Origin of the sequence: Sphingomonas sp. MM-1 (genome assembly GCF_000347675.2) — a bacterium.
GTDB lineage: Bacteria > Pseudomonadota > Alphaproteobacteria > Sphingomonadales > Sphingomonadaceae > Sphingomonas_E > Sphingomonas_E fennica.
In genome coordinates this window covers 42,023-53,841 of record NC_020543.1, presented here as the reverse complement: position 1 = coordinate 53,841, position 11,819 = coordinate 42,023, and the positions used below count along the sequence as shown (strand labels likewise).

10 protein-coding genes and 1 pseudogene are annotated in these 11,819 nt (G+C 63.9%); 4 read left to right on the top strand and 7 right to left on the bottom strand.

The genetic code is table 11. The features are described 5' to 3' along the window. Positions 1-1,056: 1,056 nt before the first annotated feature. The 6 genes from G432_RS21595 to G432_RS23875 are packed head-to-tail and all read right to left on the bottom strand — an operon-like array spanning position 1,057 to position 5,371. Positions 1,057-1,518 (bottom strand): hypothetical protein, encoded by a 462-nt coding sequence (locus tag G432_RS21595; protein ID WP_013038681.1) that lies wholly within the window; start codon positions 1,516-1,518, stop codon positions 1,057-1,059. A 37-nt stretch (positions 1,519-1,555) separates the two neighbouring features. Continuing rightward, positions 1,556-3,217 (bottom strand): type IV secretory system conjugative DNA transfer family protein, encoded by a 1,662-nt coding sequence (locus G432_RS21590; protein ID WP_013038680.1) that lies wholly within the window; start codon positions 3,215-3,217, stop codon positions 1,556-1,558. A gap of 6 nt (positions 3,218-3,223) precedes the next feature. Then, the gene (locus G432_RS21585; RefSeq protein ID WP_013038679.1) at positions 3,224-3,940 is read right to left on the bottom strand and encodes an SIMPL domain-containing protein; all 717 of its coding nucleotides are present in this window, start codon (positions 3,938-3,940) and stop codon (positions 3,224-3,226) included. Then, a complete protein-coding gene (locus tag G432_RS21580; protein WP_013038678.1) occupies positions 3,937-4,872 on the bottom strand; it encodes a HEPN domain-containing protein in 936 nt (311 codons plus the stop codon). The genes G432_RS21585 and G432_RS21580 overlap by 4 nt, the downstream gene beginning before the upstream one ends. Further along, complete coding sequence (locus G432_RS21575) at positions 4,869-5,153, bottom strand: hypothetical protein (protein WP_013038677.1); 285 nt, start codon at positions 5,151-5,153, stop codon at positions 4,869-4,871. The genes G432_RS21580 and G432_RS21575 overlap by 4 nt, the downstream gene beginning before the upstream one ends. Then, positions 5,150-5,371, bottom strand: coding sequence for a hypothetical protein (locus G432_RS23875; protein ID WP_187294076.1), 222 nt, complete (start codon positions 5,369-5,371; stop codon positions 5,150-5,152). The genes G432_RS21575 and G432_RS23875 overlap by 4 nt, the downstream gene beginning before the upstream one ends. On the opposite strand from G432_RS23875, the gene G432_RS21565 reads away from it, so the two are divergent. Then, on the top strand, positions 5,358-6,122 hold the full coding sequence (locus tag G432_RS21565) for an IS6-like element IS6100 family transposase (protein WP_001389365.1): 765 nt from the start codon (positions 5,358-5,360) through the stop codon (positions 6,120-6,122). The genes G432_RS23875 and G432_RS21565 overlap by 14 nt on opposite strands. A 41-nt stretch (positions 6,123-6,163) precedes the next feature. Continuing rightward, positions 6,164-6,649: a hypothetical protein gene (locus G432_RS23870; protein WP_187294073.1), complete on the top strand. Its 486-nt coding sequence runs from the start codon at positions 6,164-6,166 to the stop codon at positions 6,647-6,649. Here the strand turns inward: G432_RS23870 and G432_RS21560 are convergent. Then, on the bottom strand, positions 6,580-7,173 hold the full coding sequence (locus G432_RS21560; protein WP_007683474.1) for a recombinase family protein: 594 nt from the start codon (positions 7,171-7,173) through the stop codon (positions 6,580-6,582). The two genes, G432_RS23870 and G432_RS21560, sit on opposite strands and share 70 nt — an antisense overlap. 146 nt (positions 7,174-7,319) lie before the next feature. Between G432_RS21560 and G432_RS21555 the strand changes: the two genes are divergently transcribed. Both G432_RS21555 and G432_RS21550 read left to right on the top strand, forming a co-directional pair. Then, positions 7,320-10,250 carry a Tn3 family transposase gene (locus G432_RS21555; RefSeq protein ID WP_007683471.1) on the top strand — a complete coding sequence of 977 codons (2,931 nt, stop codon included), beginning with the start codon at positions 7,320-7,322 and terminating at the stop codon, positions 10,248-10,250. Positions 10,251-10,278: 28 nt separating this feature from the next. After that, a pseudogene (locus tag G432_RS21550) lies at positions 10,279-11,334 on the top strand (Tn3 family transposase); the annotation flags it as partial. Positions 11,335-11,819: the final 485 nt, after the last annotated feature.

Below are 11,819 nucleotides of genomic sequence, written 5' to 3'. Positions count from 1 at the left end.
TGACGGCCACCGTAGATTCGGGGTTTCATTGACGCAACGAAAAAGTTCGGGGTTTCATTGACGCTCGCCGACGATTCGGGGTTTCGTTGACGCAGATTCGGGGTTCTGGAGTCACCGGATTCGGGGTTCCGTTGACGCCCAAGGCCAAAAAATGGCCGATTTCACTATTATATTCAGTATCTTACGGAGACGCCAAAATCCCGTAACACGACTCTTTAACCCATATATTAACACTAGGCCGCCCTGTGGATAACTTTTGCCGCGACGTGGTTTCACCCACCAGCATCCCGCCAGATCGGACAACCTGTCCCGGAAATCGGGACAGAGGCAGCGCGACTCACTGGCGCAGTGCTTGAAGCACGGTCAGAGGGAAGAAAAGCGCCGCCTCTTGGGGGCTTCGCCCCCGCCGGCTCGCGGCCTGCGGCCGCCCCGGATCGCTTTGCGATCCTCCCACCCGGCATCCCCCATGATGAGCCGGCTTCGCCGGCACGCTTTTTGTTGGATTAGGGATCGTTTAAACGCTGCGCCCCTGCCGCGACCACAGCGCCAGCGGCACCGTCGCAATTGGCTTTCCAGAAAAGCCAGGCGGATAGGGCAGCGATCAAGCCGAGAGGGCAGGGGAGGCGGAAACGTCGCGGCAGGGGCGATTTCCGGGCCGCTGGGCGTCATTCTGAGCGTTCGGCAGGGTTGGAGAGGTCGAGCGCCCGATGCCGCTCTACGGGCTTCCTAGGCGGCCGATTTTTTGGAAGCTAGATCCTCGCACGATCGCGCGCGACGACACGGAAGTGCGTTTTATGGACGCTAGGGCTGAAAAACGGCAACATCGGGTCCGAGCGGCCGCGATCGGCGCGGCGAGCTTCAAGATTTGTGCGCCAGACAACGATTTCGCGAACCTGGCCCGATCATCGTTGCGGGAGAGGGCGGAATCCTACGCTAAGAACCGGCAGGGGAGGGCGCGGAAAGTCCGCTAAACAACGCCCAGGCCGAACAGACGGCGAACTTGTATATTTGTATACGCCTATACATTCGCGCCCTGTGGCGCGTGGTGCTATCGCTTCAATTCAGGACGGGTTTGTCGTCGGCCGATGGATCAGCGTGGAAAAGGCCCTCCATCGGATTGTCGCGAATATACTCGCCGCCTTCGGCAAATGCCCGGAGAGGATCGTTGCCCTTCATGCGGCCAGCGGTGATTTCGCGTTCGGTCACGCGCAAAAGCACGGCCTTGTCGATCTGCCCGTCAACCAAACTCTCCTGGCGGAGCATGAGATGGTAAGTCGAAAGGTTATCGGCCAGAAAGCCGATGATCTGAGAGCCTGGGGCTTGTGCCTTGGCCAAGCCTTCGGCAGCGATGTTGGTCAACGCAATGTGCATACTTATCAGGCGGACACGGTTAAATTCGTCGCGCTCGACAGCGTGCAGTTCTATCAGCTCATCGACCAATGCTTGTAGGTCACAGCCCGGCTCGCCGATGCTTTTCATGAATCGATCGGCAAATTCCTCAAATCGTTCATTAGGCATGGTCGAAATACCTTGTGTTTGAGACGGTTTAAACGCTCTACACCTTGTCGAACTTCCCCGCGAACTCGCGATCGGCGAAATAGCGTAGCTTGGCGGCGACGATCGGCCGTTGCCCCGCGAGGAACAGGAGCTGCAAATCCTCGCGCAGCGTGCGGACCTCATCGGGCGTGAGCAAGGGGCGGCCGACATGCTGCGATCCGAACGATATGCCGGTCTCTTCCGCGTCGATCGCGCGGCTCATGCTCTCGAACACGACCGTTTCCTGGCCGAGCAGATCGGAGACGAGCTTGGCGCTGTCGTGATCGTTGACGCCGAATATCTGCAAGACGCCGGCGTTCGACAGGAAGGTGCCGGCGCGGCGCTCGTAGAGCGCGCGGAGCTGGTGAACGTCTTGCAGGATCGGCCAGAGCTGGATGCCGTAGCCGGCCATGAGGCCCATAGCGCGCTCGACGGGTTCGAGGCGGCCGAGGGCGGCGAACTCATCGAGCAGGAACAGGACGGAGCGGGCAGGGGAGGCCGGCGCGCGCGCGAGATCGGTCAGCCCTTGCGCGAGCATCAGGCGCAGCCAGCGCGCATAGGTGGCGAGCCGATCGGGCGGCAGCACCAGATAGACGCTGGTAGGCTGCGCCTTCACATCGGCGAACGTGAAATCCGAGTGCCCCAGCACCGCCGTCATGCGCGGGCTGTCGAGAAAATGGGTATGGCGCTGCGCGGCCGACAGCACGCCAGCGGCTTCGCGATCGGACTTGCCGAGGTGGCGATTGGCGGCGCGGGCGGTGAGGCCGCCTTGCGCCTGCATGGCTTCGAGCTGGGCGGCGAAGGCTTGCGGAGCGAGGGTGAGCCGGTCGCGCAGCGTGGCAAGGGTTCGTGTGCCCGCCGGCTCCTGGCAAACGATATGCAGGATCAGGCCGGCGATCAACGCCTTGGCTTCCTCGTTCCAATGCGCCTCGCCCGCTTCGCCGGGGGCGTCATAGACCAGTGCGTCGGCCAGCGTCATGCAGTCGTCGGCGAGATCGAGGCCGGCAGGGTCGATACGATCCAATGGATTGAACGCGGCCCCGACCATGCCCGTTACGCCGAAGGGATCGAGGACATGGACCGGGCCGAAGCGTGCGCGATAGTGGGCGGTGATACGCGCGTTCTCGCCCTTGGGGTCGATGCAGACGACCGGGCCGGGATAGTCGAGCAGGTTGGGGATGATGGTGCCCACGCCCTTGCCGGTGCGCGTCGGCGCGATCGTCAGCAGATGGGCGGGGCCGGCATAGCGCAGCGGCTTGCCCGATTTGCGGTCGCGGCCGATCAGCAGGCCGTCGCCATTTTGGGCGAGGGGGCGCGTCTCGCGATCGGTGGCGAAGCGGGCCGAGCCGTGGGTATCGTCGCCGGCAGGGCCACCATAGCGCAGGATCAGCGGTTGGAAGAGGGCGCGCAGCGTGACCAGGATGATGACGAGGAACGTCAGCATCATGCCGAGCTGGTAGAGATTGGAATCGCGAGCCAGGCCGAGCAGGGAGGCGAGGACGAATTGCATCCCGCCGGCCAGGACGATGCCGACGATCAGGAACAGGATCGCGGTGCGAAACAGATGGCGGATGAGCGCGAGCGGGCTAAGGGTCAGCGCCGTGATCGCCCAAATCGGTTGCTCGCGCGCGAGGCGGGCGAGGTTGCGGATCGCGCGGCCGAGCTGGCGGAACCATTCCATGCCGGATCACTTCGCCGCCAGGGCGAAATCCACCCGCACGGTCACGATGTTCATGTTGGTCCCCGCCATCACCGGGGGCGCTGCCTGTGGCACGACTGTCGGGGGAGCGGCGATGCGGGCCTCCATGTCGGCCATTTGCGGCATATAGCCGCCCTGGCCGCCATCGCTGATCGCCAGCACGCGCGTAACGCGCAGGTTGGCGGCGGCGGCATAGGCATCGGCCTTGGCGCGCGCGGCCTTGTAGGCGGTGCCATAAGCGCCGAGGTTGGCCTTTTCGGGATCGGCGACCGAGAGATTGGGGCCGGAGACGATGTTGGCCCCGGCAGCGGTGACGGCGGCGAGAGCTTCGCTCACCCGTTTGTTGTCGCGGACCCGCACGGCGACGCTGTTGCTGGCCTCATAGCGGCCCTTGTTCGCGCCATAGTCGATCCGGTTGACCGAGAGGTTGCGGGTCTGAATATCCCGCGCCGGAATGTCGAGCCTGGCGAGCGCGGCGGTGATCTTGTTCATGGTTTCCGCGTTGCGGGCGCTGGCGGCCTGCGCGTCGGCGGCGATGCTCGACAGGCCGGCAGTGAACAACGCCTGATCGGGGGTGGCTTCGGCGCGCCCCGTGCCGGTGACGGTCAGCACGGTTTCGTCGCGATCGACACCGCGAGGGTCGGGCGCAGCGGGGGTGCAGGCGGCGAGGCCGAGCAGGGGCGTGAGGAACAGGGCTGGTTTCATGGCAATCCTCCTGGGTCGTTTTTGGTGTCGATCGTGGCGAGATGTTCGGCGCAGATCGCGGCGGCGATCGTGTGGAAATGCCTCACGCGCTCGACGAGCCAGGCCAGTTCGTCGGGGGTGATTTCATAGGCGTGGGAATAGCGGGCCTCGACATAGGCGCGCTGCAACTGTGCGAAATGGCGGCGGGCCGCGCGAGTATCGCGCGGCCATGCTTCGATCAGCCGGGGGTCTAGATTTTCGGCGAGCGAGCGCAGGATGCCGAGACGGTGCGATTTGGGCGCGTAGAGCGTCAGGACGAGCAGCACGGCATTGTAAGCCCGCTCGACGGCCTGGTGCAGCATGAACGCCGCATCGCGCGGCACGCCGTCGGCGATGCTGTCCTGGGCGAGCTTGAGCGCGTGCGCGGCGAGCGGGAACCAATGGTCGCGATGGCGCAGGGCTTCGGCGTGGCGTTCCTGCGCGTCGAGCTGGCGCGGCATGGCGAGGCCCTGTCCCGGCGCTTCGTAGAGGGCAATGCCATCGCGGGCTATGTCGGCAAAGAAGGGACGGCCGCGCGCGAGCTGGTCATTTACGTCCATCAGGGAATGGACGATGAAATTGACCGGCGTTGAGAGATGGCGGGTGACGGTCAGCTCGCGCACCAGATGATCGTCGGCGACCGCCCACCATGTTTGCAGATCGGTGAAGGTCTCGGAGTTGACGACGACGAGAAGGTCATAGTCGGAGATGTAGCCGCTGGCGCGATCCTCGACCCAATCGCCGCGCGCGTAGGAGCCGAACAGGATCAGCTTGAGGATGCGGCCGCCCTTGCGTTTGTCGGAGAGCTTGGTTTTGACGGCATCCTCAAATTCATCGAACAGGACGCGGGCGACCCGTTCCAGTTCGCGGCGCTTGGCGGCGGGAAGATGATCGAGATCGGCCCGCATCGTCATCCGATCGTTGCCGGCGTGATCGCCAGCGCCGGGTCCGCGTCGGGATGATCGAGCAGCTTGAGGACGATCGCGGTGGCGAGGGGAGGGGGGACAGCTTCCGCGCGCAGCATGTCGAACAGGGCGTGTTCGTCGGCGTCGAGGTCCATGCCTTCGATCGCGAGATTGGCGCGGGCTTCGGCATCGCCTTCGCGCCACATCGCGACTTCGGCGGGGGTGCCGCGCACATAATCGAGCGCGCGGACCTGGGCGCGGATCGCCCCGATGTCGAGGGCGCGCGTCACGGTTCCTGTCCTTCGCTTGCCGGCAGCGCGATATGGGTGATGCCCGGAGCGGCGGCGATTTCGTCCACCAGGCTATCGACGGTTTCCATGCGGTGACTGGGCCAGTCGCGCGAGACGGTGACATAGCCGGCATCGGTCTGGACGGCTCTGTTGCAAAAATCGTGAAGCTTGAGCATGCTTGGCGGAGATTGGACGGACGGAACGATGACGGATTTCAAGTGGCGCCATTTCCAGGGTGATGTGATCCTGTGGGCGGTGCGCTGGTATTGTCGCTATCCGATCAGCTATCGCGACCTTGAGGAAATGCTGGCGGAACGCGGCATTTCGGTCGACCATACGACGATCTATCGCTGGGTCCAGTGCTACGCCCCGGAGATGGAGAAGCGGCTGCGCTGGTTCTGGCGGCGTGGCTTTGATCCGAGCTGGCGCCTGGATGAAACCTACGTCAAGGTGCGGGGCAAGTGGACCTACCTGTACCGGGCAGTCGACAAGCGGGGCGACACGATCGATTTCTACCTGTCGCCGACCCGCAGCGCCAAGGCAGCGAAGCGGTTCCTGGGCAAGGCCCTGCGAGGCCTGAAGCACTGGGAAAAGCCTGCCACGCTCAATACCGACAAAGCGCCGAGCTATGGTGCAGCGATCACCGAATTGAAGCGCGAAGGAAAGCTGGACCGGGAGACGGCCCACCGGCAGGTGAAGTATCTCAATAACGTGATCGAGGCCGATCACGGAAAGCTCAAGATACTGATCAAGCCGGTGCGCGGTTTCAAATCGATCCCCACGGCCTATGCCACGATCAAGGGATTCGAAGTCATGCGAGCCCTGCGCAAAGGACAGGCTCGCCCCTGGTGCCTGCAGCCCGGCATCAGGGGCGAGGTGCGCCTTGTGGAGAGAGCTTTTGGCATTGGGCCCTCGGCGCTGACGGAGGCCATGGGCATGCTCAACCACCATTTCGCAGCAGCCGCCTGATCGGCGCAGAGCGACAGCCTACCTCTGACTGCCGCCAATCTTTGCAACAGAGCCCGCTCGCGGACCTGGACGGGATCACCGCCCCGGATCAGATCTCGCGCGAGGAAGCCGACGCCGGGCTCGATCGCGCTGACTTCATAGACGCTCATGACGGAGGTCTTCAGCGCGCGCATGTAGAGCTTGTTGGGGCCGGCCTCGTTCCATCCGCGGCGCTTGAGATATTCGTCCACGATGTTGCGGCCATCGGGCTCGAAGACGCGGGTCACCAGGTCCTCGAACGCGCAGCCCCACAAGGTCATGGCCCAGTGATCCCCGATGATGCCGGGCAGTTCGTCGGAATCGATGTCGAACTGCGTGAGAACCGGCCCCAGATGATCGTCGAGCGCGTCATGCAGGTCGTCGGCCCACTCGGGCCGTGTCGCGAACTTCATCAGCCCGGTCAGGTCGTGGCCGCGTTTCATGCCGGTAGCTCCATAGTCTGTCGGTGCGCGGCGACGATGCGCGAAACGGTCGGCTCGCTGACATGATAGAGCCGCGCCATCTCGGCGCCGGATTTTCGTCCGGAGATGACGGACTCCGCGATCTCGCGCCGTTGCTTTTCGCCGAGTTTGCGCCGGCGTCCGCCGATCCGCCCTTCGGCACGCGCCTGGGCGAGGCCGGCGGAGGTGCGCTCGCGGATCATGGCGCGCTCGAACTCGGCGAAGCTCCCGACCATCTGCATCATCATGCGACCTGCGGCCGTGGTGGTGTCAATCGCCTCGGTCAGCGAGCGGAAGCCCGCGCCCGCCGCCTCGATCCGCTCCATAATGTGCAGCAGATCCTTGAGGCTGCGCGATAGCCGGTCGAGTTTCCAGACGACGACGACGTCACTGTCGCGTAACTGGCCGATCATCTCCAGGAGCTTTGGCCGGTCCCAGCGCCCGCCACTGGCAATTTCCTCGAACACGCGCCTGCACCCAGCCGCGTCGAGGGCGCGGCGCTGGGCGGCGTTCGACTGCTCGTCACCCTTCGACACCCGCGCATAGCCGATCAGATAGGGTGCCCTGGTCAAATCCTGCCTTTCACAAACGGCCGTATCCGGAGGCCAGTGCGGCATGAACGGATTCCTGCGGCCTCTTGTCTTTCACAATCCTCTTTCAGAATCATGCCGAAAGGCAAGTGGTTTTTGGAGGTTCAAAGATGCCCGGACGGATTCCGATGACGACGCGGCAGCGCGCTGCCCTGCTGATGTTGCCCGACGACGAGGCGGCGATCGTGAAGCACTATAGTCTGTCAGGTGAGGACATGACCGCGATCGACACCGCGCGCACGCCCGCCACCCGACTCGGCTACGCCCTGCAGCTTTGTTGCCTGCGCTACCCGGGCCGGCATCTGCGCCACGGGGAACTGCTGCCTGCGGTCATGCTCGACCATATTGCCGAGCAGGTCGGGGTGGATGCAAAGGTCATAGCTGATTTCGCCAGACGCACGCCCACGCGCTACGATCAGCTCGCCGCGATCAAGACGCGCTTCGGCTTCAGCGATCTGAGCCGCCCGCACCGCGTGGAATTGCGGACATGGCTGACAAACGAGGCGGCGAGCATCATCGACGGACGCGCGCTGCTCGGCCGGCTTCTGGATGAGATGCGCGCGCGTCGGATCGTGATCCCGGGTGTCAGCGTCGTGGAGCGCATGGCGGCCGAGGCGATACATCAGGCGGAAACGGATCTCGTGGCCGCGATCGATGGCGGCCTTGGCCATGAGATGCGTCAGCAACTCGACGCGCTGATCGATGACAAGGTGCATGACCGGCAGAGCCGTCTGTCCTGGCTGCGCGAGCCAGAACCGCGTGTCGCATCCGCTTCGCTTTTGGAAATCGTCGAAAAGATCACGCTGATTCGTGGGACGGGCATATCGGCTTTCTCCCCTGATGTTCGCCACGAACCGCGCCTGGGGCAATTCGCCCGGGAGGGTGTGCGCTACACGGCACAGGCTTTCCAGCAAATGCGCCCGGCCCGCAGGCGGGTCGTGCTGCTCGCGACGCTGCGCGAGCTGGAGGCGACACTGACCGATGCGGCGATCGATATGTTCATTGCGCTCGTGGGGCGGGCCCATCTGCGCGCCCGCAAACGGCTCGAACAGCGCGTGGCCGTTTCCGGCCGCGAGGGCCGCGAACGGATGTTACGCATCGCCAGGGTTCTGGAAGCGATCAGCCAGGCGGCCCGGGCTGGCGGCGATGTCGCCGCGGCGGTCGATGCCGTGGCATCCCTCGACATCATCGACGCCGACGCCGCTATCATCCGACGTACCGCCTCACCGCACCGGAACGAGGTTCTGGACGAGATCGCGGCGGAATATCGCGCCTTCAAGCGGATGGGGCCGTCGTTCGTGCGCGCTTTTGATTTCCAGGGCCGGGCCGGAATGCAGCCGTTGCGCGATGCGATGGCGATCCTCGCCGATCTCGACGGAGACTGGCGCAGGGCGTTGCCCGATGACGTGCCGCTTGGCCATGTCGAGCACCGCTGGCGTCGGCATGTCATGACCGCAGGCGGGATCGATCGCACCCATTGGGAGATGGCGACTTACAGCGCGCTTTCCAATGCTTTGGCATCCGGTGGTATCTGGGTGCCGACCGCGCGCGTCCATCGCGCGCTCAGTGTGCTGCTTGCCCCACCGGCCAGCCCCGTACCGAAGCCCGCTTTCTCGCTCGGCGATCCGCACGCCTGGCTCGACGAGAGGGCGGCAAGGCTTGATAGCGCCCTGCGCGAGGTCGCCCGCGATCTGGACAAACGCGATCCCCCCCTTTTTGCCGGCGAGCGGCTGCGGTTTCCGAAAGACCCCAAAGAAGACCCTGGTCAGGATGAAGGGCGGCAACTTGCGCTCACCTGCTACGGCATGGTGCCTGCCACCCGTATCACGGATGTGCTGTCGCAGGTTCAACGATGGACCGGCTTCATCCAGCATTTCGGCCATGTCTCGACCGGTCTGCCTCCCGCCGACGAACGCGCCTTTCTTGCCACCTTGATCGCGGAGGCGACCAACCTTGGTCTGTCGCGCATGGCCGAAGTTTGCGGTGTCGCCTCGCGTCGCGCACTGTTGCGTATGCAGACGTGGCATATGCGCGAGGAAACGTTTCGCGCCGCGCTCGCCAGCCTGACCGACGCTATCCATGCCGAACCGCTCGCCGCCTGGTTTGGTTCGGGGCATCGCGCATCGGCCGATGGGCAGGCTTATTATCTCGGCGGTGCCGGCGAAGCCGGAGGAACGGTCAACGCACATTACGGTCGCGACCCCGTGGTCAAGATCTACACCACCATCACCGATCGATACGCACCGCTTCATCAGACGGTCATCGCCGGGACGGCGGGCGAGGCGATCCACGCACTCGACGGCATCCTCGGCCACGAAAGCAGCGCGGACATCACCGCCCTCCACACCGATGGTGGCGGCGTCTCCGATATCGTGTTCGCCGTCATGCATTTGCTCGGCCTCGATTTCGAGCCGCGCATTCCGCGCCTGTCGGATCGACAACTCTATGGTTTCGAGCCCGCGCGGCGCTATGGTCGGCTCGCACCGCTGTTCGGGCGCCGCCTCGGTCGGGACCTGATCGTCAGCCATTGGGCCGAAATTGCGGAGGTCATCGCGGCGATGCGCGACCGCACTGTCACACCGTCGCTGATTTTGAAGAAGCTGTCCGCCTATCGTCAACAAAACAGTCTTGCTGCGGCACTTCGGGAGGTCGGACGGATCGAGCGCACACTGTTCACGCTGCGCTGGTTCGACGACACCGATCTGCGCCGGACGGTCACCGCCGAACTCAACAAGGGCGAGGCACGCAACAGCCTGGCCCGCGCTGTCGCCTTCCATCGGCTCGGGCGGTTTCGCGACCGTGGCCTGGAGAACCAGCAGACCCGCGCGGCAGCGCTCAACCTCGTCACGGCCGCCATCATTCTTTTCAACTGCCGCTATCTCGGTCGTGCCGTCGATGAACTGCGGCACCGCGGCACACCTGTCGATCCCGCCATGCTGTCCCGATTGTCGCCGCTGGGATGGGACCGCATCAATCTCACCGGCGATTATATCTGGTCCGAGAGCCTCGACCTCGATGCCGATGGCCTCATGCCGCTGCTCATCAAGCCGCTACCGTGAATCTGTGTCCGAATAATGTACAGAGGCCAACTGGTATCTGTCGCCCGAAAATTATCAGGCTGCGCTGGGCATGATCGTAGCCGCGCACCATGATCTTCCCTTCACCCGCCATTGGGGTGCCGGCACCAGTTCATCCTCCGACGGGCAGTTTTTCCGCTCAGGTCGCAGCCGATCGGCGGCGGCCGACATCAATGCGAAATATGGCAGCGAGCCGGGCCTGAAGATCTACTCCCACCTGTCCGATCATTTTGCCTCGTTCGGATCGCGGATCATGTCGGCCACCGCCGGCGAGGCCCCTTATGTGCTGGACGGTCTGATGCTCGGCGCCGGCTCGCTGCCGCTGCATGAGCATTATACCGATACCGGCGGCGCGACGGACCATGTCTTTGCCCTTTGCCATCTTCTCGGCTTCCGGTTCGTGCCCCGTCTGCGCGACATCGCCGACCGGAAACTCGGCTCGATCGCCGCACGATCCACTTACAAGGGCATCGAAAGCCTTATGGGCCGCACGATCAAGATCTCCGCGATCGAAGCCGATTGGGATGACATCGTCAGGATCGTCGCCTCCATCAAGGAGGGAACCGTCGCGCCCTCCGCGATCCTGCGCAAGCTGGCCGCCTACAAGCGCCAGAACAGGCTGGATTTCGCGCTGGCCGAACTCGGCCGCATCGAACGGACGCTGTTCACGCTCGACTGGCTTGAGCAGCCCGACTTGCGCCGCGCCTGCCAAGCCGGCCTCAATAAAGGCGAAGCACGTCATACCCTCGCCGCCGCGATCTACACTAACCGGCAGGGGCGGTTCACCGACCGTTCGATCGAAAATCAGGAATATCGGGCATCGGGCCTCAATCTGCTGATCGCGGCGATTTCCTACTGGAACACCATCTATATGGACAGGGCCGCCCAGCATCTCAAATCATCCGGCGGCACCATCGACGATACGCTTCTTGCCCATCTCTCGCCGATGGGCTGGGCACACATCAGCTTGACCGGCGACTATCTGTGGCACCGGGCAAATCGGCTCTCCCCTGGCGAGTTCCGCACCCTCAACGATCCGATGGCCCGCCTCAAACTCGTGGCATAGCCGATGTTCTCATTATGTCCGCCAAATCGTTGTCTGGCGCACAAACCTTGAGGTGACGCCCGATAGGCAAAGAGGTCGAGTGCGACGCGACCGTGATGGGCGCATTTCGGGAGCAAATCGTTGCCTTGATCCCACAACCATCGACTGGAGCGGCTCATGCAGTCGAACCCGCGGACAGGCTCAAGCCAATCCTCAGGCATTCTGTGTCGATGGATTTGGCAACCGCTGTCGCCAACTGATGCATACCAGCTGATCACGAACTGATCACGTTGGGACAGGCCGGGGTTCGTCCTTCGGAGCTCGGCGAATAAAGGTGGGGCGAACCTCCTGGCAGCGGCCGGTAGCGCTTCACCAGCCTTGTGGGCATCGACGAGTTGGGATGCTAGCCGGGTTCGATCGACGTTCTGACCGCCTATGGCGAATGCAGCGGTTTCGCTGGCTCGATGGAGCTTCCGTACTGGCCCGAGATTGCGCTGCTGAACGAA